The organism is Bacillus sp. JJ664 (assembly GCF_036962205.1).
In the GTDB taxonomy this organism is placed as follows: Bacteria; Bacillota; Bacilli; order Bacillales; family Bacillaceae_G; genus Gottfriedia.
Genome location: NZ_JBALMS010000019.1, coordinates 39,113 through 64,582 on the forward strand (window position 1 = coordinate 39,113; position 25,470 = coordinate 64,582).

At 35.5% G+C, this 25,470-nt stretch carries 21 protein-coding genes; 2 read left to right on the forward strand and 19 right to left on the reverse strand.

Annotated elements, in window-relative coordinates; translation table 11 throughout:
• Nucleotides 1-187: 187 nt before the first annotated feature.
• The 6 genes from V7056_RS02900 to V7056_RS02925 form a co-directional block, all read right to left on the reverse strand.
• Nucleotides 188-904: an SIS domain-containing protein gene (locus V7056_RS02900; RefSeq protein ID WP_499699107.1), complete on the reverse strand. Its 717-nt coding sequence runs from the start codon at nucleotides 902-904 to the stop codon at nucleotides 188-190.
• A gap of 55 nt (nucleotides 905-959) precedes the next feature.
• On the reverse strand, nucleotides 960-2,327 hold the full coding sequence (locus V7056_RS02905; protein ID WP_499699109.1) for a nucleotidyltransferase family protein: 1,368 nt from the start codon (nucleotides 2,325-2,327) through the stop codon (nucleotides 960-962).
• Nucleotides 2,328-2,351: 24 nt separating this feature from the next.
• Entirely contained in the window at nucleotides 2,352-3,479 is a 1,128-nt protein-coding gene (locus V7056_RS02910; RefSeq protein ID WP_499699111.1) for a MupG family TIM beta-alpha barrel fold protein, read from the reverse strand.
• A gap of 26 nt (nucleotides 3,480-3,505) precedes the next feature.
• Nucleotides 3,506-4,438: an N-acetylglucosamine kinase gene (locus V7056_RS02915; protein ID WP_499699113.1), complete on the reverse strand. Its 933-nt coding sequence runs from the start codon at nucleotides 4,436-4,438 to the stop codon at nucleotides 3,506-3,508.
• Nucleotides 4,439-4,726: 288 nt separating this feature from the next.
• Nucleotides 4,727-6,103: a 23S rRNA (uracil(1939)-C(5))-methyltransferase RlmD gene (rlmD, locus tag V7056_RS02920; RefSeq protein ID WP_499699115.1), complete on the reverse strand. Its 1,377-nt coding sequence runs from the start codon at nucleotides 6,101-6,103 to the stop codon at nucleotides 4,727-4,729.
• Nucleotides 6,104-6,209: 106 nt separating this feature from the next.
• The gene (locus tag V7056_RS02925) at nucleotides 6,210-7,094 is read right to left on the reverse strand and encodes a diacylglycerol kinase (RefSeq protein ID WP_499699117.1); all 885 of its coding nucleotides are present in this window, start codon (nucleotides 7,092-7,094) and stop codon (nucleotides 6,210-6,212) included.
• Nucleotides 7,095-7,409: 315 nt separating this feature from the next.
• Here V7056_RS02925 and V7056_RS02930 point away from each other — a divergent pair, with 315 nt between their 5' ends.
• Nucleotides 7,410-8,207: a formate/nitrite transporter family protein gene (locus V7056_RS02930; protein ID WP_499699119.1), complete on the forward strand. Its 798-nt coding sequence runs from the start codon at nucleotides 7,410-7,412 to the stop codon at nucleotides 8,205-8,207.
• 47 nt (nucleotides 8,208-8,254) lie between these two features.
• Here the strand turns inward: V7056_RS02930 and gatB are convergent, their stop codons facing one another.
• From gatB to pcrB, 9 genes are all read right to left on the reverse strand, one after another.
• A complete protein-coding gene (gene gatB / locus V7056_RS02935; RefSeq protein WP_499699122.1) occupies nucleotides 8,255-9,685 on the reverse strand; it encodes an Asp-tRNA(Asn)/Glu-tRNA(Gln) amidotransferase subunit GatB in 1,431 nt (476 codons plus the stop codon).
• 15 nt (nucleotides 9,686-9,700) lie between these two features.
• Nucleotides 9,701-11,155, reverse strand: a complete 1,455-nt coding sequence (gene gatA, locus V7056_RS02940; protein ID WP_499699123.1) for an Asp-tRNA(Asn)/Glu-tRNA(Gln) amidotransferase subunit GatA — start codon at nucleotides 11,153-11,155, stop codon at nucleotides 9,701-9,703.
• A gap of 14 nt (nucleotides 11,156-11,169) precedes the next feature.
• Complete coding sequence (gene gatC / locus V7056_RS02945; RefSeq protein ID WP_088001805.1) at nucleotides 11,170-11,460, reverse strand: Asp-tRNA(Asn)/Glu-tRNA(Gln) amidotransferase subunit GatC; 291 nt, start codon at nucleotides 11,458-11,460, stop codon at nucleotides 11,170-11,172.
• 178 nt (nucleotides 11,461-11,638) lie between these two features.
• Entirely contained in the window at nucleotides 11,639-12,166 is a 528-nt protein-coding gene (locus V7056_RS02950; RefSeq protein ID WP_499699125.1) for a deoxycytidylate deaminase, read from the reverse strand.
• Between the two features lie 261 nt (nucleotides 12,167-12,427).
• On the reverse strand, nucleotides 12,428-13,975 hold the full coding sequence (pruA, locus tag V7056_RS02955; protein ID WP_499699127.1) for an L-glutamate gamma-semialdehyde dehydrogenase: 1,548 nt from the start codon (nucleotides 13,973-13,975) through the stop codon (nucleotides 12,428-12,430).
• A gap of 200 nt (nucleotides 13,976-14,175) precedes the next feature.
• Nucleotides 14,176-15,372: a CamS family sex pheromone protein gene (locus V7056_RS02960; protein ID WP_499699129.1), complete on the reverse strand. Its 1,197-nt coding sequence runs from the start codon at nucleotides 15,370-15,372 to the stop codon at nucleotides 14,176-14,178.
• Between the two features lie 85 nt (nucleotides 15,373-15,457).
• A complete protein-coding gene (gene ligA / locus V7056_RS02965) occupies nucleotides 15,458-17,458 on the reverse strand; it encodes an NAD-dependent DNA ligase LigA (protein WP_499699131.1) in 2,001 nt (666 codons plus the stop codon).
• 15 nt (nucleotides 17,459-17,473) lie between these two features.
• Nucleotides 17,474-19,645 (reverse strand): DNA helicase PcrA, encoded by a 2,172-nt coding sequence (pcrA, locus tag V7056_RS02970; protein WP_499699133.1) that lies wholly within the window; start codon nucleotides 19,643-19,645, stop codon nucleotides 17,474-17,476.
• On the reverse strand, nucleotides 19,646-20,344 hold the full coding sequence (gene pcrB / locus V7056_RS02975; protein WP_499699135.1) for a heptaprenylglyceryl phosphate synthase: 699 nt from the start codon (nucleotides 20,342-20,344) through the stop codon (nucleotides 19,646-19,648).
• Between the two features lie 264 nt (nucleotides 20,345-20,608).
• Here pcrB and V7056_RS02980 point away from each other — a divergent pair, with 264 nt between their 5' ends.
• Nucleotides 20,609-20,866: a YgaP family membrane protein gene (locus tag V7056_RS02980; RefSeq protein ID WP_499699137.1), complete on the forward strand. Its 258-nt coding sequence runs from the start codon at nucleotides 20,609-20,611 to the stop codon at nucleotides 20,864-20,866.
• Between the two features lie 119 nt (nucleotides 20,867-20,985).
• Here V7056_RS02980 and purD read toward each other — a convergent pair whose 3' ends face one another.
• The 4 genes from purD to purM are packed head-to-tail and all read right to left on the reverse strand — an operon-like array spanning nucleotide 20,986 to nucleotide 25,459.
• Nucleotides 20,986-22,251 (reverse strand): phosphoribosylamine--glycine ligase, encoded by a 1,266-nt coding sequence (gene purD / locus V7056_RS02985; protein WP_499699138.1) that lies wholly within the window; start codon nucleotides 22,249-22,251, stop codon nucleotides 20,986-20,988.
• Between the two features lie 19 nt (nucleotides 22,252-22,270).
• On the reverse strand, nucleotides 22,271-23,806 hold the full coding sequence (gene purH, locus V7056_RS02990; RefSeq protein WP_499699140.1) for a bifunctional phosphoribosylaminoimidazolecarboxamide formyltransferase/IMP cyclohydrolase: 1,536 nt from the start codon (nucleotides 23,804-23,806) through the stop codon (nucleotides 22,271-22,273).
• Between the two features lie 49 nt (nucleotides 23,807-23,855).
• Nucleotides 23,856-24,422: a phosphoribosylglycinamide formyltransferase gene (gene purN, locus V7056_RS02995; RefSeq protein ID WP_499699142.1), complete on the reverse strand. Its 567-nt coding sequence runs from the start codon at nucleotides 24,420-24,422 to the stop codon at nucleotides 23,856-23,858.
• Entirely contained in the window at nucleotides 24,422-25,459 is a 1,038-nt protein-coding gene (purM, locus tag V7056_RS03000) for a phosphoribosylformylglycinamidine cyclo-ligase (RefSeq protein ID WP_499699144.1), read from the reverse strand. The genes purN and purM overlap by 1 nt, the downstream gene beginning before the upstream one ends.
• Between the last annotated feature and the right edge of the window lie 11 nt (nucleotides 25,460-25,470).

The window sequence follows — 25,470 nt, forward strand, 5'->3', positions numbered from 1 at the left end:
CTAATCACTCTTTTAAAAACTTGAATTATCAGTACTTTATGACCTTTTGTGATTAGCATTACTTCACAGCTTGTTCACGATTCCTAAAGAGAGGTTCATCTTTTCAAATCTTTCTAAAACAAAAAAAAGCGCCCCCATAAGATAGGGACGCTCTATTTATTTGGTACACATTCAATCTTCGAATCTGTTATACACCATAATACTTCGCAAACAGTTCTTTATTCCATTCATCACCGCCATCAACATTAGAACTCTTAAACACTGGTGGCTTCAGACCTGCTTGATTATATTTTTTTGCTAATAAAATTGAAATGGTTTGAGCAACAAAAGCTCCCACGATCGTAGAAGTTGCGCCCATGCCTGTGTTTGCTTCTTCTACATAAAAAGCAGCATCCCCGGGTCCAGTACAACTATCAATGACTACATCACTAAAGTCGTAAAGATATTTCCCACTACTATGTCTTGATTTTGAACCTACAGGATGATTTGGATTTGTAAAAGCAATCACCTTTGTACCACATTCCTGTGCCATTTTTGCAAGTTCAACAGTCATTCCATTCCTTCCTGAATTAGAAGCAATCACAAGTATATCCTTTGAGTTAATCTTGTATAATTCAAAAATTACCTTTGCATAGGCTTCTACGCGTTCAATCACAGTACTTTTTAAAGGATGATCGTGTAAAAAAAACTCATTCGGCAAAATTGGAGACACTTGGGCAAATCCACCCGCTCTTACATAAAATTCTTCTGCGAACATATGTGAATGACCTGAGCCAGTAACTAGGAAGCGACCTCCATTTTGAATGGCATCAAAAATACTTGTTGCCGCTTCTTCCATTTTTTGAATCTGTGTCGTATACAGTTTTTCAAGATTTGCCGTCACATATTGATAATAGTTATCCATTGTACCATACCTTCTTTATTTGATTTTAGTACTTCAGATATTTATGGCGGTATATCTACCATCCATACTTCTTTTCACTCCATTTTTTAATAATCAAATCTTGTTTCACGAAAACTAGACTATTTTTTTCGATATCTTTATCAATAATTGCTCCAGCTCCAAGAACACTATATGTACCAATCTTGCAACCAGGCATAATGATTGTATTCACACCTGTTCTGCAATAGTCCCCAAGATAAGAAGCATTTGAAAAATGTAAAGGTACTTCTTTCCGTCCATTCACAACCTGCTCAGTTTCTCCATCATCAAATCGTAATGTTCCACAAACGGTTGCTGCTCCGATATCCGTATGACTACCAATTGCACCATAAAACTCGCCATAATGGTAAAGATACACCTTATCCATCACCAATCCACCAAGGAATTCAGCACAATGGTCAAAAATACAATGCGAACCAATTGATACACCACTATAAATGATGCAATAATTACGAATGATTGTCTTTTCACCAATCACAGCATTACCATTAAAAATAGCTCCGTTATCAATGACTGTATTGTCTCCAACAATCAGATTACCGTGAATGACAACTCTGTCTCCAATCCTGGAGTTCTTACCTAGTTTTACATGGCCATGAATGGTTGCATTTTTGGAAATCGCTGCCCCCTCTGCAAGTTGATTCTCTTGTAAAGCATTACAAAAAAGATTTACCATAAATTCATTCGCTTCTAACATATGCCAAGGCTTATCAATATCAAAGAAATAGCCAATACATTCGATCGCTTGTAATCTATCTTTCTCAAGTGATTTTAGTAGAGCAGCTTCAATGAATCTCTCTTTTGGAGCACCTACACCTACTTTTACATCTGGAAAATAATCTGGTGTTCTTTTCACTTCTTCTAAAAGTAACTCGTCAAAAAGAAATCCTGCAAATTGATGGGTTATGCTATCCCCACGATAGTGTGCACCAATGGACTTAACGTAACCATTTTCTGTACTTGCACCAATCCAGTTTCTTGCTGATTCTTTTAACTTTTTCAACAAAACGGCAGGTTTTTTCGTTTTCAATAACTTCTCGAGATCTATTTGTTCAATGATGGTATCCCCATAAAGAACAATAAATTCCTTTGTATCAGAGAGTAGCTCTGCCCCTATTACCAGGCTTTCTGCACTTCCTAAATTTGTTTGGTCAGTCACAAATTTTATATTTTCTATATCATATAAAAGATTTTCTAAGTCTCTACGATGTTCTTCATTCACTACAACAACGGTTTCTTCTACTCCCATTGCCACAATGGATTCAATATTATAGCGGATTAATGACTTCCCCGCGATTTTTAATGTAGTTTTGGAGCGAACTTCGCTAAAAGGAAACATTTTACTCCCTTTGCCCGCTGCAAGAATAATTGCTCTTTTTACCATTCTATCACCTCGAATATAAAATTTTTACTTATATTCTACCAATCGAAATTTATTTTTACCTGCCAAAAGATAAGGTAATAACTCTTTTGCAAAGGGATGAACAAATCCAATGACATTATGCTCAACAGATTGCCCTAAATCTTTCAAGGAGATTTGTACTTCACCTTCATATTGTGCACTTCGATTATTTAAAACGGAGATTGTATACTGATTTCTTGGTGCACAATAGCAAGGAGGCACATCTATTCCTCTCGTATCCGTCGCTCGGATTAGATTTGCGGGTTGATCAACTCTTGAAATAAGAATCTGCTCTTGAATTTTCAGTTTTGTTTTTTGAGGAACATACTGATTAAAAATAACAGGAATCTCTAAATAATCCTGTTTGTAACATCTTGCCATTTCAGAAAGCTCCGAAAGATCTGCAAACGAGTCTCCAATTAGCACATCATTAAATCCACTTGCAAATAACTCTAACATGGCAATATGACTAGGCAAGAAGCGATGTTTTTCAATAGTACAAACCCCATGACCTAAGTGGTGTAAATCTTTAGGTGAAAGTTGGGATGCAATAAACCCACCGACCGGTACACCATATGAACCAAACAAATTGTTAATTGGACGAATGTCTTCTAAAGATAATGCTGTATCAGGTAGCGGAAAAAAATTGTGACAAGCTGTTAGTTGTCCAATGTTTCCTTCCTTTTCAACTGTTTCTAAAAATTCGCGACATTCCCATAAAGCGCTTCCATTTTGATTATTAGAAGAAGACATTGAAGCATTTACTTCTATTTGAATCCCTTGCTGATTTTTTGAAAGAATGGCAACTTCCCCGCTCGTAAATCCTCCGTCAATACGGAGTCTTGTAATGCCCATCTTTTGTAAAGCTGAAAGATCATTCAATGTACAACCAAGCTCTTTAAACACTTCATCATTTATATCAGCAGACACAGACATACCAAGTTCTTTACAGTAACTAAGTATTTCATTCCAAGTGTTTGCACTTACATTCTGTGCACCTTCAAAACCATGATTATTTAAGATCAGTGAAACAAATACTTTATTAAAACCTAATGAATTTGCCTTTTCCAAGTAGTTTTGGATTTGATCTAAAGGATAAAAATTGGGATATACACTAATTCCTATTTCACGCATTTTAAGTCCCCATTTCCTTACTATTCTTAATTAGTATTCACTTGTATTTGTGCACCGATAATAATAGCACCAAATACTGGATCAAAAAGTGGTGATGAAATTTCTACTTGCGGTAAAACCACACTTAATTTTTCTTTTAACACACCGAAATACTCGGATGATTTAGTCAACAAACTACCTGCAACAGAGAGACGGAACTTTTCTGTCCCCATTTGTCGACTGATTCCTACAACTAAACGAACTAGCTTCTCTAGTTCTCCTTCAACAATTGTTTGAGCAGTCTTATCCCCTTTTATCCATGCTTCTAGAATAATTGGCGTACATGAAGCTATCTTATCAACAGGAAAAGTATCTTCTAAATATAATAAATCCATAAAATCTTCTGGAGAAGTCAACTGAAAATGAGCAAGTAACTGATCTGTAAATGATGTAGGAGAAATCACTTTGTCATACTCTTGCATTACAGCTGCAATCGCATGTCGACCAATTTGAAAACCGCTTCCTTCATCACTGATTAATCCGCCCCATCCACCTGAGCGAACAATTTTCCCATCTGAATTAATGCCCACAACAATAGAACCTGTCCCAGCAATCATCAAAGCATCTTTTCGCTCTCCGTTCCCACCAACTAGTGCAATTTCCGCATCATTCACAACCTCTAATCTGCAAGTGAATCCACTTTCTTTTAAAGCAGTCAAATAGATTTCAACATCCTTTGGTCGATCGACACCTGCAGAACCTAGTACTAAAATTGCATTTTGCAGTCGATTTCCAAAACACTTTACCAATTCTTCATAAACATCACGAAATACTGGTCTCAGACCTTCTACGCCGATGTTATTATAATTCGACATCCCAAAATTTTGGTCAAAAAGAATTTCTCCATCTAATCGTTCCTTGACCAAAACTCTCGTCTTCGTTCCTCCGCCGTCCATTCCAATAATCAATCTATTATTCATGAGTTGATGCTTCACCCTTTCTTTAATCAATTATTTTTTTCTCAATGGTTGCAATAATTGTATAGTAAACTTTGGTCTTTTTCTAGGTGGATATTTTCTACATAAGAAGGAAAAAAACCACTTATTTAAAAAGTGGTTTTTACTCATTAATTCATAGGTTTATTACACCAAGGCAACATATTCTTTTCGAAAGATTAGAAGTCTTAATTAGTCTTTAGTCCACATCACTGATTCTTGAACACGAATTAAATTATAAAAAAAGGCAGCACCCCTAATGGGCTTGCTGCCTTACTTCTTTAAAATTAATTGAGCTACACACTCAACGTGACTAGTATGTGGAAACATATCCACTGGCTGAATTTCAATTGTCTCATAACCTCCGTCTTCTAGCACGCGTAAATCGCGAGCTAGTGTTGAAGGGTTACATGATACATAAACGACTTTACTTGGTTTCATATCGATAATTGTATTTAAAAGCGCTTCGTCGCAACCTTTTCTAGGAGGATCGACTACTAGAACTTCCGCTTTTATGCCATGCTTGTACCAATTTGGAATGACTTCTTCAGCTTTCCCAACTTCGAATTCAACATTTGTCATCTGGTTAATCGTAGCGTTTCTTTTTGCATCTTCTATGGCTTCTGGAACGATTTCAACTCCGTAGACCTTTTTGGCTTTTTGAGCTAAAAATAATGAAATCGAACCAATACCGCAGTAAGCGTCAATCACTGTTTCATTTCCATTTAAGTTTGCATATTCAAGGGCTTTGTCATAGAGCACCTTCGTTTGAGTTGGATTGACTTGATAAAAAGATCTAGCTGAAATTTCAAACGTTATATCACCGATTTTATCTTTAATTGTTTCACTTCCGAATAAAACAAACGTTTGATTTCCTAGAATGACATTTGTTTTTTCGTTATTTACATTTTGAATGATACTCGTAATGTTAGGATATTTCTCAATAATTTTTGAAACAAGCTCTTCCTTTTTAGGAAAATTAGCTTTATTTGTTACTAGTACTAGCATTGTTTCATTTGTAAAATGACCATAACGAGCCATAATATGACGTAAAATTCCTTTATGAGTCAATTCATCATAAGGCTTAATCTTTAATTCATCACATATGTCTTTTACATCTTGAATCATTTCATCATTTTCTTTTCCTTGAATATAACATTCATTCATCGGAATGATTTCGTGGCTTCTTTTTTGGTAAAATCCTACAACAAGTCCACCTTCAAGTTCTCCGACAGGTACTTGCGCTTTATTACGATAGCTCCAAGGATTCTCCATACCTAGTACCGGATGAATCACGACATCTTCTAGCTTTCCAATACGTTTCATCACTTCTGTTACTTGTTTATATTTTGCATCGAGTTGCCCTTCATAACTCATGTGCTGTGTTTGACAACCGCCACATTGGTTATAAATTGAACAAACAGGCTCAACTCTCACAGGACTTTGGTTATGCAATTCAACTACTTTTCCAAAGCCATATCCTTTACTTGTTTTGATCACTTTGATTGTTGCTTTTTCACCTGGAAGCGCATTAGGCACAAATATTGGATATCCTTCTACCTTTGCTACTCCATGTCCTTCATGAGTTAAATCAATAAATTCAACTTCTAAAAATTGATTCTTTTCTACAGGTAATACTCTTTTCGACAAGTCCCTTACCTACCTTTCAAATACTTATTCAAATAACTATTATACAAAACAAATAACCACGAAACTACCGTGGTTATTTTTTCTAATATTTACTATTTATTGCTTGTTATGGTACGTAAATCTCTAAGTGATTATACAACATATCAACCGTACATGGTGTATCTCCGCCATATTCACCGTCGATATTTAGAAGTAACTTATCATTTGAAGTAAATTTCAAGTGACTAGCTCTAGTATATAGAACATGATCATTGTGTACATGCTCTCCACGTAATAACTGTGCACAAACTCTAATGATTTCAGCTATATTCGATTTCTTTAAGACAAGTAAGTCAAATTGACCATCATTAATACTTGCTTCTGGGGCAATTTTTTCAAAACCACCTACAGAGTTTGTGTTTGATAATAAAAATAAGAATGCCTCTTCATCAAATACTTTTCCATCATACTCAATTCTTAATCGAGTAGGCTTCACTCTTGGTAGCATTTCGATACCTTTTAAATAATAAGCTAGTTGGCCAAGAACCGTCTTTAGCTTACTTGGTACTTCATAAGTTAGTTCTGTTATTTTACCTGCAGCTAGAATGTTAACAAAATATTTTTCATTAACTCTTCCTATGTCTAACGGAACTGTATTACCTTTCGTTATTACATTTGCTGCTTCCATAATTGAAACATTTACACCGATTGCTCTAGCAAAATCATTTGTTGTCCCAACTGGGATTAGTCCTAGCTTTGGTCGATACTCTTGTTCTGCCAAACCACTAATGACTTCATTTAGTGTTCCATCCCCACCACAGGCTACCACTAGATCAAATTTTCGCTCACATGCTTCTCGTGCTGCAATTGTCGCATCCCCTGCGCCTGTTGTTGCGTGGCAAGAAGTTTCATATCCAGCCTGTTCGAATTTTTGTAACACTTCAGGAAGCTTTTTCTTAAAAATTTCACGACCAGAAGTAGGGTTGTAGATAATTCTTGCTCGCTTCATCATTAACCATCCTACTTTTTTATTTAAGTCCTCTACCCTCTATCGTAACCTAAAACGTTTTTGTAGTAAACTTTTTCCATTTCTCTAACTATTTTTACCTTTCTAAACTCTATTCAAACGCAAAAAAAATTGGATTTTTTCAAAGTATTTTTTGTTTTTTCGCATGCTCAAATATAAAAATACAACTGTTTGGAAGCACCGAATAAAGTTATTCATTTTCATTGATATATTTTATATGTTTTTGAACAACTTAATACTAACATGTGTAATTTTTAATTTTGTAAAACACATTAATGTAAAAAGGAACGGTATGGATAAATGGAAAATCGCTCATTAGAACAGGTTGAATCTTTAGCAGCCAAAAAATTAACTGTATATAGAAATAGTGTGATCAGATATCTGATGAGAGCTAGTATGGCAAGCATGTTTATTGGATTTGGTGTAATAGTAGCCTTTAAATCCGGTAACTTTTTTTATGTTGTTCATTCCCCTTTCACATATCCCATGGCAGCATTTACATTTGGTGTTGCAATTCTTTTAATAGCGTATGGTGGTGGAGACCTTTTTACTGGTAATACTTTTTATTTTACATATTCTGCTATTAGAAAAAAGATGAAGTGGTCTGAAGTATTTATATTATGGTTGCTCTCTTATTTAGGTAATATTATCGGAGCCGCTTGCTTTGCATTATTAATTTATCTTACCGGGCTATTTAATGATGCTAGCGTTAACAGTTATTTGCTAAGTGTAGTAGAAAAAAAGATGCACGTCCCAACTGGCCAACTTTTTTTTAGAGGGATCTTGTGTAATTGGTTAGTTTGTTTAGCATTTTTTATTCCAATGACCTTAAAAGAAGACATTTCAAAAATAATGACGATGCTACTTCTTGTATTTTGTTTTTTCATTTCTGGTTATGAGCATAGTATCGCAAATATGTGTACGTTTGCGATTGCTCTAGTAATTGATCATCCAGAAACAATTTCATTTAATGGTGTCATTCATAATCTCATACCAGTAACATTAGGTAATATTATTGGTGGAAGTATTTTAATGGGAGCCTTTTATTTCTATATAAATAAACCCTTTTTAGATCAAAATGAACGAAATTCAAAATAAAAACTACGAGTATTCGCTCGTAGTTTTTGTTTTTAGAAGACTTCAAATTAACGTTTTTGAATTTCTTCCATTAAAATTTTATTTAATAATGGTGGATTTGCTTGTCCTTTAGTCGCTTTCATCATTTGACCAACAAGGAAACCAATCGCACGGTCTTTACCATTTTTAAAGTCTTCAATTGATTGAGGATTTGCATCTAATGTTTCGATTACGATTGTACGAAGTGCGCCTTCATCAGAAAGCTGTACTAAGCCTTGTGATTTTACGATTTCGTTAGGGTCGCCACCTTTTTCAATTAACTCAGTGAATACTTTTTTCGCTATTTTTGATGAGATTGTTCCATCAGAAATTAATTTCACTAAGCTAGATAGGTTTTCAGGTGTTAATGCAACATCACGTAATTCTTTTTGTGATTTGTTTAGGTATGCCGATACTTCACCCATTAACCAGTTAGAAGCTAATTTTGCATCTGCCCCATTCGTAACAGTTGCATCGAAGAAATCAGACATTTCTTTTGTTAAAGTTAAAACCATTGCATCATATGCAGGTAATCCTAATTGCTCAACATAACGTTTTTGACGAGCATCTGGAAGTTCAGGAATGCTATTTCTCACTCTTTCTTTCCACTCATCATCAATGAAAAGTTCAACAAGATCTGGCTCAGGGAAATAACGATAATCGTCAGAACCTTCCTTTACACGCATTAAGATTGTCGTTTTTGTCGCTTCATCATAACGGCGTGTTTCTTGTTGAATAATTCCTCCTGATAGAAGAACCTTCTCTTGACGGATTTGCTCATGCTCAAGTCCTTTTTGAACGAAAGCAAATGAGTTTAAGTTCTTTAACTCAGCCTTTGTACCAAACTTTTCTTGACCGAAAGGACGTAACGAAATATTTGCATCACAACGAAGTGATCCTTCTTCCATTTTTACGTCAGAAACACCTGTGAATTGAATGATTGCTTTCAATTTCTCTAAATAAGCATAAGCTTCTTCAGGCGTACGGATATCTGGTTCAGATACGATTTCAATTAAAGGCGTACCTTGACGGTTAAAGTCTACTAAAGAGTAACCTTCATCAGTATGGTTTAATTTACCCGCATCTTCTTCTAAATGAACACGAGTGATGCCAATACGTTTCTTCTTGCCACCAACTTCAATTTCAATCCATCCATTTTCACCGATTGGCTTATCAAACTGAGAAATTTGGTAAGCTTTCGGGTTATCAGGATAGAAATAGTTTTTACGGTCAAATTTTGTTTCTGTTGCTATTTCACAATTTAAAGCCATTGCAGCTTTCATGCCATAGTTTACAGCTTCTTCATTTAACACAGGTAATACGCCTGGATATCCTAGGTCAATTACACCAGTGTTTGTATTTGGATCTGCACCAAACGCATTAGGGCTTGGTGAGAAGATTTTTGATTTTGTTTTTAATTCTACGTGTACTTCTAAACCAATTATCGTTTCAAAATTCATCTTTCCCGCGCCTCCTTACAGTTGTGGTCTTTGCTTTGTAAAATCAGTTGCTTGCTCGTATGCATGTGCAACTCTGTAAATCGTAGACTCATCAAAATGCTTACCAATAATTTGTAACCCTAATGGTAGACCTTCATGGAAACCACAAGGAATCGAAATGGCAGGAACACCAGCTAAGTTAATTGGAATTGTTAAAATATCATTTGCGTACATAGTCATAGGGTCGCTTACTTTTTCGCCAACTTTAAAAGCAGGAGTTGGTGTTGTAGGACCAATAATGACATCATAATTTTCAAATACTTTTTCAAAATCTTCTTTGATTAAAGTACGAACTTGTTGAGCTTTTTTATAATATGCATCATAGTAGCCAGAGCTTAATGCATATGTTCCAAGCATAATACGACGTTTTACTTCATCTCCAAAGCCCTCTGCTCTAGTTTTCTTGTAAAGGTCGATTAAATTCTCTACATCATCAGCACGGTGACCATAGCGAATTCCATCAAAACGTGCTAGGTTAGCAGATGCTTCAGAAGAAGATAATAAGTAATAAGTTGCTAAAGCATATTTAGAATGAGGTAAAGAAACCTCTTCCCACGTAGCTCCTAGGCTTTCTAGTAAGTTTAATGCTGCCATAACAGATGCACGAGCTTCCTCGCCTACACCTTCACCTAGGTATTCCTTTGGAACAGCAATACGAAGACCTTTTACATCTCCAGTAAGTGAACTTAAGAATGAAGGAACTTCAACATTTGCAGAAGTTGAATCACTTGCATCTAATCCAGAGATTGCTTGTAATAATAGTGCGTTATCCTCTACATTTCTAGTAATTGGACCAATTTGGTCTAATGACGAAGCAAATGCTACTAAACCAGAACGAGATACACGACCATATGTAGGTTTTAATCCAACTACACCACAGAAAGATGCTGGCTGACGAATTGAACCACCTGTATCAGAACCTAATGAGAATAAAACTTCACCTGCAGCAACAGAAGCAGCAGAACCACCGCTACTACCACCTGGTACATACTCGATGTTCCAAGGGTTACGTGTTCCACCAAATGCAGAGTTTTCATTAGATGAACCCATTGCAAATTCATCCATATTTAATTTACCAATTGTGATTGCTTCAGCCTGCGCTAATTTCGTCACAACAGTAGCATCATAGATTGGATTAAAGTTTTCTAGAATCTTACTCGCACAAGTTGTACGAAGACCTTTTGTTACAATATTATCTTTTACACCAATTGGCATACCAGAAAGAATACCACGAGACTCGTCCCATGCTTTTTCATCAAGAGCTTTTGCTTGTAAACGTGCTTGCTCTTCGTTTAATGTTAAAAATGATTTAACATCTTTATCAACAGCAGAAATTCTTTCGTATGACTCATTCACTAACTCTTCTACTTTAATCTCTTTTGACTTTAACTTCTTATGTAATTCCGAAACTGTATATTCAAATAAAGACATTTACTGTTCCCCCCTTAATCTAATATTGACGGTACTTTAACTTGTCCATCTTGGTGATCTGGTGCATTTTTAAGCACTTCTTCAATTGCTAAACCTTTTGCAGGCTCATCCTTACGCATCACATTACGCATTGTTAATACATGTGTAGTAGGTTTTACATTTGACGTATCAAGTTCACCTAATTGCTCAGCAAAATCTAAAATCGCGCCAAGTTGCTTTGAAAATTTCTCTGCTTCTTCTTCAGTTACCGCTAAACGTGCTAAATGAGCAACGTGCTTTACTTGTTCCATTGTAATTTTTGACATTATTTTTGCACCTCCATAAATTTCGCACAACATACAATATACTGATAATACCAAATTTCCCATGTCTCGGGCAACATTCCACTTAAATCCAAGTAAAAATATATTTGGAAACTAAAATGAAAACATTTACATTACATTTCTATTAATCAAACGTTTGTTTAAAATGGTTAAAATAATTCTATTTAGCTACTTCTATTCTAGTTAATTCAATTCCATATTGATTAAAATATTCTATTGAATACTCATCAGGATAACCTTCATGATATACAACTCTAGTAACCCCTGCTCCATTAATCATTTTGGCACAAGCTCTACATGGAGCTGTAGTGCAGTATATCGTCCACTCATCACTTTTCGTTTTTTGAATACCCGATTGTACAAGCTGATAAATTGCATTTTCCTCAGCGTGAAAAGCATCACATGGATAATCAACTGAATATTTTCCACTTTCCAGAATGCCCTTTTCACGAGCAGCAAAACGTGGACAACCACCATCAATACAATGCTTAGCTCCTTTTGGATAGCCATTATAGCCAGAGGCAATGATTCGATTATCACATACAATAACCGCTCCTACCCTTCTACTACCACATGTTGAACGAAGAGAAGTGATAAATGCTTGACCTAAAAAATATGAATCCCAATCATCACGAGTTCCTAAAGGAATCGAGTCAGCTAGTTGAATAATTTTCTGTAAAATTTGCATAATTCCCCTTCTCTCTGTTCATTTTAGTCTAAATAAAATTATATCATACGTTAGAGTTAAGGGATAAGGGCTATAGCTAGATAAGAATCCGTTAGTTGATTACAATTCCACGACGCTCCCTTTCCATGAGGCTTAGCTCGGAGTCCTCTTGGTCCGCAATAGGTTTCAAATCAAAATCAATTTTTCAGATAAGTACCAAACAAAAAAAGGCATGACCTTCTTGGATTGATTCCAAGACGATCATGCCTTTAGATTTCGGAATTAAAGCATTTCTGAAGTTGTTTTACCTTGCATGTGAAGTACTAAGTAGTCAGGTCCACCAGCTTTTGAATCTGTTCCTGACATGTTGAATCCACCAAATGGTTGGTATCCAACGATTGCACCAGTACATCCACGGTTGAAGTAAAGGTTACCAGCATGGAAATCTTCACGAGCTTTTTCGATGTTTGCACGGTTGTTTGAAATAACAGCACCTGTTAAACCATACTCAGTGTTGTTTGCAATTTCTAAAGCATGATCAAAGTCTTTAGCTTTACAGAATGCAACAACTGGTCCAAAGATTTCTTCTTTCATTAAACGAGCATCTTCAGCAACGTCAGCAACGATTGTTGGTTTAATGAACCAACCAGTAGAATCGTCCCCTTCTCCACCAGTTACTACTCGTCCTTCTTCACGTCCGATTTGAACATAGCTCATTACTTTGTTGAATGCAGCTTGGTCATTAACAGGACCCATGTAAGTTGTACGGTCTTCTGGGTTACCAACTGTTAATTCGTTTGTTAATTCGATCGCACGAGCAAGTACTTGGTCATACACATCTTGGTGAATAACAGCACGAGAACATGCAGAACATTTTTGACCAGAGAAACCAAACGCAGATGATACGATTGATTTTGCAGCTAATTCTAAATCAGCTTCTTTATCAATTACCATTGTGTCTTTACCGCCCATTTCAGCGATAACACGTTTTAACCAGATTTGACCTGGGTTAACTTTAGCAGCACGTTCGTAAATACGAATTCCTACTTCTTTAGAACCTGTGAAGCTGATGAAACGAGTACGTGGGTGATCAACTAAGTAATCTCCTACTTCAGCTCCACTACCTGGTACGAAGTTTACAACTCCAGCAGGTAATCCAGCTTCTTCTAATACTTCAAGGAACTTGTAAGCTACAACTGGAGTCGTACTTGCAGGTTTTAATAGAACTGTGTTACCAGTTACTACTGCAGCTACTGTTGTACCAGCCATGATAGCGAACGGGAAGTTCCAAGGAGAAATAACAACACCTACTCCTAATGGAATGTAGTTGAAACGGTTATATTCACCTGGACGGCTTTCTACTGGAATACCATCTTTTAATTGAAGCATTTGACGAGCATAGAATTCTAAGAAATCAATCGCTTCAGCTGTATCAGCATCTGCTTCATTCCAAGGTTTACCAGCTTCTTTTGTTAATAAAGCTGAGAATTCGTGTTTACGACGACGGATGATAGCTGCCGCACGGAATAAAATGTCAGCACGAACTTCAGGTTTTACTTTTTTCCATGTATTAAAAGTTGTATCAGCAATTTGCATTGCTTTTTCAGCTAATTCACGGTTAGCTTTTGATACAGAACCAATTACTTCTTTATGATTTGAAGGATTTACAGAAACGATTTGTTCTTCTGTAAAGATACGCTCTCCACCAATGATCAGTGGATATTTTTCACCTAAATAAGATGAAACTTTTGCTAATCCTTGATTGTATTGTTCTTGATTTTCCTCTAAGCCAAAGTTTGTAAATGGCTCATGTTTGTAAGGTATAACCATTGAATAAATCCCCCTTTAATTTAAATAGCATACAATTCGAAAAATACTATATTGAACTATTTTTCAAAATTAAATGCCAAAATTAACTTCTAAAAAAGCTCACAATAACATAATACATTATTCCTATATATACTTCAAATAGGAAACGCTTACAGATTATTCGCTAAAAATAAAAAAAAGGAAGAGTCGAAATCTTCCTTTTAATTATAAATATGCACACTAGGTTCTTTCGCGTCTACCTCTTTTACGATCAATGCTTCTTGTCCATTTGCAGAGAACACATTGGTCTCAACCTTTAGATATGAAGGGAAATGATCCATCATTAGTCCAGCTACATATTGGGTAAAAGCAATCACTTCTGCCTTACTATAGAATTGCATAGGTATATCAATTTTTAGTTGTATTAATTCATTATCTTTATAAAATCCTGTGCCAACAACACCAGTATAATTAGGAAAATAATTTTCTATATCCGATTTAAAATTCACCATTTTCATCGCGTCATCTCGGTGATCTGCAGTTGCTGCAGATGATGGGAATAAATAATATTTTTCATTTATATTATCCCAACCACTAATCGCACTTTCATTTCCTGAAACTGATGCCTTCGCAACAAATGATCCAGGTACTACTGAAGATTGACTTTGTTGACGGAATATCGCAAATGTAATAGGAATATCTTTAAACTCATCCATTTTACGTAATCTGGTTAAGATTTCTTGCGCCATTGCACGTCCTTGTTTTAACATGACATCCTTTTTAATTTCCATCTCTCTAGGATAACCATGCTCTTCCTGGTAGTAATAATAAGAATTCATCGCAAGTCCAATTGCTATGCCTTCGATTTTGACTTCTTTACCACTTTTTTTCAAGTAATCTTGTTCTAAAATATGATTTAAATAGATAGGAGCAGCTTTAGCTTTCGCATCTTCAGATTTTGCATTACTTTCAATTGGGTTCAGTCCATCGTTAACGACAGTAGCATTAACATTAATTTTCCTAGCTGACTTCTCTGCCTCTTTTAATTGGCCAGATGTATATTTTCTTTTTAACCATGATTCAACCGTTTTTTTCTCCAGTAATTGGCCTTCTTGATATAAATAATCATCTGTAGAATACTGATCTTGTACAATTCGCATTAATCCCATTTCAAACTCATTTATATCAAGGCGGTTCTCAACATTGGATACAACTGCACCTCTAGTTTTGCTAGGCTTAAACGGTAGGATCGTTTTATAATAATCATTTGAAATTGAATAACGGGGTATAATTGCGTCTTCCCCTTTTTTATTATTGCTGCTCTCTTGTACAACCTTATCTTCATTCTTTAATGATAACGAACATCCAGATAAGATGAGAGAAATACAACATAGGAGTAGCCCTATTCGTGTTTTCATTTACTCACACCTCTTATTTATTAAGTGAACAACTGTTTATTAAAATGATAATAAGAAGTGTTGTCCTCTAGTTGCTAAAAGAGTATTACTGTGGTTGAAGCTCCTTAATCATTCGCTCTTCATCCCAAACTTCAATATTTAGCTTACGTGCTGCATCAAGCTTTGAACCTGCTGCTTCACCTGCAATTACTAAATCAGTACTCTTACTAACACTACCAGCTACTTTAGCGCCAAGTGCTTCTAACTGCTTTTTAGCTTCACTTCTAGTCATCTGTTCTAGCTTACCAGTTAATACGACTGTTTTACCAGCAAAAAGAGAATTTGTATCTATATTTTCAATTAATATCCCTTTATATTCAGTATTTACCCCAAGCGTTTTAAATGTATCTATTAACTCTTTAACTTCATCTTTAGAAAAATACTCATTAATCGATTGGGCCATCTTATCACCAATCTCATTAATCGTTCTAATTTCATCTACAGAAGCTGCCATTAAATGATCAATTGATTGGAAATGCTGTGCTAATGTTTTTGCCGCTTTCGCACCAACATGTCGAATTCCTAAACCAAATAATAATTTTTCTAAAGAATTTTCTTTCGAAGCCTGAATTGCCGATACTAATTTTTCCGCTGACTTTTCACCAAAACGTTCTAATGATAATAATTGCTCTTTTGTTAATTTATAAAGATCTGTAAAAGTAGTAATCAGTTTCGCTGCAAATAATTGCGCTACAACTCTTTCGCCTAATCCATCAATATTCATTGCATCACGGGATGCAAAATGAATTAATCCTTCTCTGATTTGCGAAGGGCAAAATGGGTTTACACAACGAAGTGCTACTTCACCTGCTATTCTCACTAGTTCATGCTCACATGAAGGGCAATGAGTTGGCATAGAGAAAGGCTGTTCTTCGCCTGTGCGACGATCTAATAATACATTGACGACTTCAGGAATAATATCTCCCGCTTTGCGAATAACAACTGCATCTCCAATACGTATATCTTTCTCTTTAATTAAATCTTCGTTGTGCAATGAAGCACGTTTTACAACTGTACCTGCTACTCTAACAGGCTCCAAGATAGCAGTAGGAGTTACCACACCAGTTCTTCCGACACTCAATTCAATATCAACTAGCTTAGTAATCACTTCTTCAGCTGGAAATTTAAATGCAATCGCCCATCTTGGTACTTTAGCAGTTGTCCCAAGTTTTTTTTGAGTCGAATATTCATCAACCTTGATAACAATTCCGTCTATTTCATATGGTAATGTTGGACGTTTGTCTTTCCAGTTTTCAATGTATTCAATTACTTCATCAATTGAATTGCATGTTTTTCGAAATGTATTTGTTTTAAAACCAAGTTTTTGTAGATAGTCTAAAGCCTCACTATGCTTTTGAATTGAAAATTCTTCAGCATTTGGAATACCGTAAACAAAGAAAGATAAATCTCGTTTCGCCACTATTTTAGGATCTAATTGTCTTAAAGATCCCGCTGCTGCATTACGCGGATTAGCAAACAATTCTTCCCCATTTTTCTCACGCTGTTCATTTACTTTTTCAAAGCTTGCTTTTGGCATGAACGCTTCTCCACGTACTTCCAACGTTAATGGCTCAGAAAGCTTTAAAGGAATAGCTTTGATTGTTTTTAAATTGTGAGTAATATCCTCACCCACACTTCCATCTCCGCGAGTTGCTCCTTTAATGAACATACCATTTTCATAATGAAGTGAAACCGCTAATCCATCTATTTTTAATTCACAAACATAGGAAATTTGATCAACGTCCTGTTTTACGCGTTGGTCAAAATCTTTTAAGTCACCTTCATTAAAAGCATTTCCTAAACTTAACATTGGATAAGTATGAACTACTTTCTCAAACAAGTCGATTGCCTGCCCACCAATACGTTGAGTTGGAGAATCGGCAGTAACAAGTTCTGGATATTGCTCCTCTAAGCGAATTAATTCATGTAATAGCATGTCATATTCTGTATCTGGTACAGACGGATTATCTAATACATGATATTCATAGTTGTATTGACTTAATTCACTTCTTAGCTTCTCAATTTTATCAATAATGCTTTGATCCACGAGTTACCACTCCTTCTATGCTTTCGTAATTGGAGCAAATTTTGCTAATAAACGTTTTATACCGATTGGACTTGGAAATGCGATATCCAGTTCCATCGCTTCGCCTTCACCTTTTACACTTACTACTGTACCAGTGCCCCATTTGCCATGAGAAGCCTTATCGCCTACACGCCATCCTAATGATTCCCCACCTGTTGTTTTCATGACAGGTTTAGAAATCGTGCGTCGTTCTGTTGCAACCTTTTTGTTCGCACGATCTAATAATTCTTCAGGAATTTCATTAATAAATCGTGATTCTTGGTTCACACTTGTACGCCCATAAAGTGTACGTGTTTGAGCATTTGTTATATATAACTGCTTTTCAGCACGCGTAATTCCTACATAAGCAAGTCTTCGTTCTTCTTCCATCTCTTCTTCATCCATTAGAGATCGACTATGAGGGAAAATACCTTCTTCCAAACCAATTAAAAAAACTACTGGAAATTCTAACCCTTTTGCAGAATGTAAGGTCATTAAAATAACTTCATCAGTCTCTTCTTCTTCCTTATCAGCTTGATCAATATCAGACACCAATGCTAAATCAGTTAAAAATGAAACAAGACTTTTGTCTTCACTGCTCTCTTCAAATGCATTTGTTACGGTTAAGAACTCTTCTATATTCTCAATTCTTGAAGCGGATTCAATCGTATTTTCATCTTTTAACATTTGAATATAGCCAGTTTTTTCAAGTACCTCTTCAACAAGCTCTGTAACTGATAAATACTCCTGCATTTGCTGCCAATTTTTCGTCATTTTATGGAACTCACCGATGGCCTTTGTGATTTTCGCACTTAAACCAACAAAATCAATTTGCTCCAATGTATCAGATAGTGATAGATCGTTTGCAATACTATAATTAATAACCTTATCTACAGATGCTGCACCTACACCACGTTTGGGCACATTAATAATTCTTGAAAAACTAATTTCATCATTTGGGTTTGCGATAAAACGTAAATAAGCTAAAACATCTTTAATCTCTTTACGATCATAGAACTTTACCCCGCCAACCATACGATATGGAATGTTTGATTTGACTAAAACTTCCTCCATTGCACGAGACTGGGCATTTGTACGATATAAAATCGCTACATCACTTAGTTGATGTACGCGTTGATTTTTCCATTCAGCTAGTTTCCCAGCAATAAAATGGCCTTCATCCTGTTCAGAAGCAGCTCTAAAATAATGGATTGGATTTCCTTGTCCATTTTCAGTCCATAATTTTTTAGGTTTACGATTTGAATTGTTTGTAATGACTGCATTTGCTGCATCAAGAATCGTTTGAGTAGAACGATAATTTTGTTCTAACAGGATTACTTGGGCATTATCATAATCCTTTTCAAATGAAAGAATATTTGAGATATCTGCCCCACGCCAGCGATAAATTGACTGATCCGAATCACCAACAACACAGATATTTTTATATTGCTCTGCAAGCATTTTTACAATCTTATACTGAGCATGGTTCGTATCTTGATACTCGTCCACATGAATATATTGAAACTTTCTTTGATAATAATGTAGAACCTCAGGTACTCGCTCAAATAAAGTAATTGTCATCATAATTAAATCATCAAAATCTAATGAATGATTTTTGCGTAAGCGATCTTGATAAGCAGCGTAAATTTCACCAATTACTTTTTCAAATGGTGTAAATGCATCTCTTGAATAATCAGCCGCAGTTTGTAATTCATTTTTCGCACTACTAATCGAACCCAAAATAGCACGAGGATCAAATTTCTTTGCGTCTAGATTTTTCTCTTTTAAGATGTTTTTGATTACAGTTAATTGATCCGTTGTATCTAAAATAGAAAAGCTTCTATTTATACCAATTCGATCAATATCTCTTCGAAGAATACGAACACACATTGAGTGGAAAGTTGATACCCAAATATCTTCTGCATCCTTACCAACTAGTTTATAAATACGCTCTTGCATCTCTCTAGCTGCTTTATTTGTAAACGTTATAGCTAAAATATTCCATGGAGCGACAGTTTTTTCTCCAAGCAAATATGCAATACGATGAGTTAGCACTCTCGTTTTACCCGAACCGGCACCTGCCATAATTAAAAGTGGACCATTTACCGTTTTTACTGCTTCTTTTTGCATTGGATTTAGTCCATGTAATAATTCTTCTGCTGTTTTCATTTATTTTGTCGCTCCTTTTTTTACAGCTTTCACCGTAAGTAAAGCCTCTTGTAAATTTTCATAAATAATGTTTCCAACTACAATTGTATCTGCATATCGACTTACTTCTTCCGCTTGTTTCAGAGTCGATATGCCACCACCATAAAATAACTTCGTTTGATTGACAACCTTTGAAACCTCTTCGACTACTTCAATTGGTCCAAATGTTCCGCTGTATTCTAAGTAAAAAATAGGTAATTTAAGTAAAGTTTCTGCCACTTCTGCATATGCAACGATATCTTCTATAGAAAGATCCGTATCAGACTTTGTTAGCTCTGCTGCCTTACAATTCTTATTTAATATACAGTATCCTTCCATTACTAATTCTTCAGCATGTATTAAGTGTCCAAATTCCTTCATTGCTTGTTGATGCATGCCAACAATCCACTTTGGATCCGTACTATTTAAAACAGTTGGGATAAAGTAAAAATCATATCCTGGCGTCACTGCTTCCAAATTTGAAACTTCAAGTATACAAGGAACTGCGTATCGACGAATTCTTACTAAAAGTGATAGCGTATCATCTAAAGTGACCCCATCAGTTCCACCTACTAGTATTGCATCCGTTCCAGATTCACAAATTAATTCTAATTCTTCATCTGTAATGTCCTTATTAGGGTCTAATTTAAATATGTGATTCCATTGTGTATAATCGTACATTATGTTCCTCCTCGATTTATTTCCATTCATTTCTTCATTTATTTTATTGATCTATTCTTGTCTTATTTTTCGTGTTTTAGATAGGTTAAGAAAACATAAATGTATTGTATCTTAATTAAAAAGGAAAAGTAACCCTTCTTCCCCTAAATTAGGAAGCGTTGAAAATTGTTTCCTCTGATAATGGAACAATTAAAGGGAAAAATGGTAATAAGTGATTTTCAAATAGAATTAGTCACTAATTCTTATTATAAGGGGATAGTTAGGTTGAGACCAAATATTAGTTTAATGAATTCATTACTGCGAATTACAGCCGGATTGACTATTTTAGCATATGGCACAGCAAAACTAACAAGAAGAAGATGTAGTAATTCTGTACTTATTTTAATCATAATTGGCGCAATGAAAGTTGCAGAAGGAATTTTACGCTTTTGCCCTATGACTGCATTTTGTAAAAAATGTATGATAATGGTAGAAAAACATAATGAGGAAGATTCTATCGAAGAATATATCCAACCTTCATAAAAATAGTTTATCAAAACTAATTATGAATGTATAGACGAAATAAGAACATTAGTTCTATTTACCACAAAAAGGGGCGTCAAATGACGACCCTTTTTTGTGTTGTTGAAAGCATGTATTACTTAATTATTTACTTTTAACGCTTTATGAGCTATATCATGGCGATAGAATAAACCCGTTGATTGAATGTTATTAATTTGATCATACACCTTGTCACATGCTTCATTAATGGAAGCTCCGCTATGAGCAACAATTAGTACTCTTCCACCGTTTGTAACATATTCATTGTTTTCAAGCTTAGTACCTGCATGAAAGATCATCGTTTGATCAGTAACTGCTTGAAGTCCGTTAATGACAGCACCTTTTTCAGGTACTTCTGGATATCCATTTGCAGCAAGTACTACACCAACAACAGCGTCCTCTGACCATTTCAGTTCAATTTCTTCATTGTTTAAGATCGCTAGCATGACTTCTGCTAGGTCACTTTCTAAACGAGGTAATACAACTTCTGTTTCTGGGTCACCAAATCTTGCATTAAATTCAATTACCTTTGGACCAGCAGTAGTTAACATCAAACCTGCATATAAAATACCTGTAAATTCACGTTCTTCCTGAATCATCGCTTCAGCAACAGGAAGGACAATTTCCTGTAAAGATTGCTCTACAATTGATTGAGGAATTTGAGGTACTGGTGAATATGCACCCATTCCACCAGTATTCGGTCCTTTATCTCCATCGTAAGCACGCTTATGATCTTGTGCGATAACCATTGGATAGACTTTTGTTCCATGAACAAATGACATTAGCGAGAATTCTTCACCTTCTAGATATTCTTCAATTACTACAGATGCACTTGCATCCCCGTATTTATCATCTAAAAGCATATCATGAAGACTAACTACTGCCTCTTCAATTGTCATAGCAACGACTACGCCCTTACCAGCTGCCAATCCATCTGCTTTAATAACAATTGGAGCACCAATCTTTTCAACATATGATTTTGCATCTTCAAAGTTCGTAAACGTTTCATATGCAGCAGTTGGTATATTATATTTTTTCATTAAATCCTTTGTAAAACTTTTACTACCTTCAATAATCGCTGCCTCTTTTGTTGGTCCAAAAATCTGTAAACTCTCTTTACGAAACTCGTTTACGATTCCGTTCATTAAAGGAACTTCAGGACCTACAATTGTTAAATCAATTTTCTCTTCTTTAGCAAAAGCGATTAAGGCTTCATGATCACCTTCATCAATATTGACAAGCTTTGCTATATCAATCATTCCATCGTTTCCTGGAGCAACAAATACATCTGTTACGTTCTCTGATTGATTTACCTTCCAAGCAATTGTATGCTCTCGGCCACCGCGACCAATGACTAATACTTTCATCTTGTCATCTCCTCATCTATTAATGTTTAAAGTGACGTACCCCTGTAAAGACCATTGTAATGCCGTATTCATCAGCTTTTTTAATTGAATCTTCATCACGAATTGATCCACCTGGTTGAATGATAGCTGTAATACCTGCTTTAGCAGCTGCTTCAACAGTATCACTCATTGGGAAAAATGCATCAGAAGCTAAAGCAGAACCTTTTGCGTTATCACCAGCTTGTTCAATTGCAATATTTGCAGCCCCAACACGATTCATTTGACCAGCACCAACACCAATTGTCATATGGTCTTTTGCTAATACGATCGCATTTGATTTAACATGCTTTACAACTTTCCAGCCTAACTTTAGGTTCTCCCACTCTTCTTCAGTCGGTTGGCGCTTTGTAGGTACTGTAATTGTCGCATCTTCAAAACCAAATGTATCCATATCTTGACGAAGTAGACCACCATGTACAGTTGTCAATTTAGGCGCAAATGTCGGTTTCGTTTCGAAATCAACAGTTAATAAACGTAAATTCTTTTTACTTGTCAGAATTTCTAATGCTTCTTCACTAAACGAAGGAGCGATAATAATTTCTAAAAATAGTTCATGTAATTTTTTAGCTGTTGCACCATCAATTTCATGATTCGCCGCAATAATTCCACCAAAAATCGATACTGGATCTGCTGCATATGCACGATCATAAGCTTCTTCAATCGTTGTTCCTTCTCCTACACCACAAGGATTCATATGCTTTACAGCTACAACCGCTGGGCTTGAAAATTCACGCACAATATTTAATGCTTCATTTGCATCATTAATATTATTGTATGAAAGTTCTTTGCCGTGTAATTGAGTAGCATAAGCTATTGATGAAGTTGTTGGCATTGGTGCACGATAAAACGTTGCATTTTGATGAGGATTCTCACCATATCGTAAGGATTGCTTTAATTCATAAGTCACTGTGTAGCTTTCAGGATTTTCTTCTCCTACTTGCTCAGTTAAATAGTTCGAAATTAATGAATCATATGCCGCTGTATGACGGAATACTTTTGCAGCCAATCGACGATTCGTTTCAAGTGAAACAACATTATTTTCAGCTAACTCAGATAGAATCACATGATAATCAGTTGGATCTACTACAACACTTACAAATTCATGATTTTTTGCTGCAGAGCGTAGCATTGTTGGGCCACCGATATCGATATTTTCAATTGCATCTTCAAATGAAACATCTGGTTTCATAATTGTTTCTTTAAATGGATATAAGTTTACACACACTAAATCAATTGGTTGAATACCAAGTTCATTCATTTGGCGCATATGTTCTTCATTAGAGCGTACTCCTAAAAGTCCACCGTGTATCGAAGGATGTAATGTTTTTACACGGCCATCCATGATTTCTGGAAAGTTCGTAACTTCAGAAATACCGATTACATCTAGTCCAGCTTCTTTTAATAAATTATAAGTACCACCTGTAGAAATAACCTCGAAATCTTGTTTTATTAATCCACTTACAAATTCAATAATACCTTGTTTATCTGATACGCTAACTAAAGCACGTTTTTTCATGTTATAAGCCCCCAATGTAAGAATTCATTTTATCTTTTTAAATATCTTTCTATTGATTAAATAACTTCTTTAATGTATTCACATATAAAACATGCTCGATATCGTGCACCTTTTTTTCTAGCGATTCTTTTGTTTCACCTTGATCAATTAGGATCTCTTCTTGTGCAATAATTGGACCTGTATCCATTCCTTCATCAACATAATGTACTGTAACACCAGTCGATTCGACATTCGCAAGCAAAGCTTGGCCGATTGCGTCTTTTCCAGGAAATAAAGGAAGAAATGAAGGATGAATATTAACAATTTTCCCGGGAAATGCGTCTAAAATTGTCGGACCAATCAATCTCATATAACCTGCTAAAATGATAAATTCGACATTTAGCTCTTTTAAATGAGAGATCACTTCTGATTCGTAATGTTCTTTTGATTCATATTGTTTGGCAGTGAAGACAAACGAAGGAATATTCGCTTCTTCTGCTCTTTGTATACAATAAGCATTTTGACGATCACACACTAGCAATTGAATTGTTGCTTTTAATTCTCCGCTCTTAGTCGCATCAAGAATTGCTTGAAAGTTACTGCCATTTCCTGAAGCAAATACGGCAATGTTTGTCATTACAGTGAACCTCCACCAAAAGTGACACCTTCACCTGAATTTGTTCTACCAATGATGAAAACTTTTTCACCAGTTTCTTCTAATAGATTAATAATGTCATGTAAGTTTTCCTCTTTAATTGCCATTACCATTCCAATTCCCATATTAAAAATATTAAACATTTCTTCTCGCTTTAGTTCACCAGTTTCTTCTAATAGATCAAAAATTGGTTGGATTGGCCATGAACCATAGTCAATTTCTGCCCCGATACCTGCTGGAAGCATTCTAGGAATATTTTCGATAAATCCTCCACCAGTAATATGAGCCATTCCATTAATCTCAAAGTTTTTCAGCACATTTAAGATTGGTTTTACATAAATTTTTGTAGGACGAAGTAATTCTTCTCCTAATGTATGTCCAAGTTGATCAATGTGTTGATCAAGTGTGTATCCACCTTTTTCTAATAGCACTTTACGAACCAGCGAATAGCCATTACTATGGATACCATTTGAAGAAATACCTAAAAGTATGTCACCTGCTTGAATGTTTTGCCCTGTAACCAACTTAGATTTATCTGCAATCCCAACAGCAAATCCTGCAATATCATATTCATCTTCTGGGTACATACCAGGCATTTCTGCAGTTTCTCCTCCAATTAAAGAACAACCTGCTTGAATACATCCTTCAGAAACACCTTTTACAATATGTTCAATTCTCTCAGGCACTGCTTTTCCTACTGCTAAATAATCAAGGAAAAATAGTGGCTCTGCCCCTTGAACAACAATATCATTCACACACATCGCGACTGCATCAATGCCTATCGTATCGTGACGGTCCATTTGGAATGCTAATTTTAATTTTGTTCCAACTCCGTCAGTTCCTGATACAAGTACGGGCTCCTTATAATTGAACTTGGATAAATCGAACATTCCTCCAAATCCACCTAAACCACCAAGTACTTCTTGACGCATTGTTTTTTGAACGTGTTTTTTCATTCTGTTGACTGCTTCATAACCAGCTTCAATATCTACACCAGCTTGTTTATATGCATTCGCCATGTGATGATTTC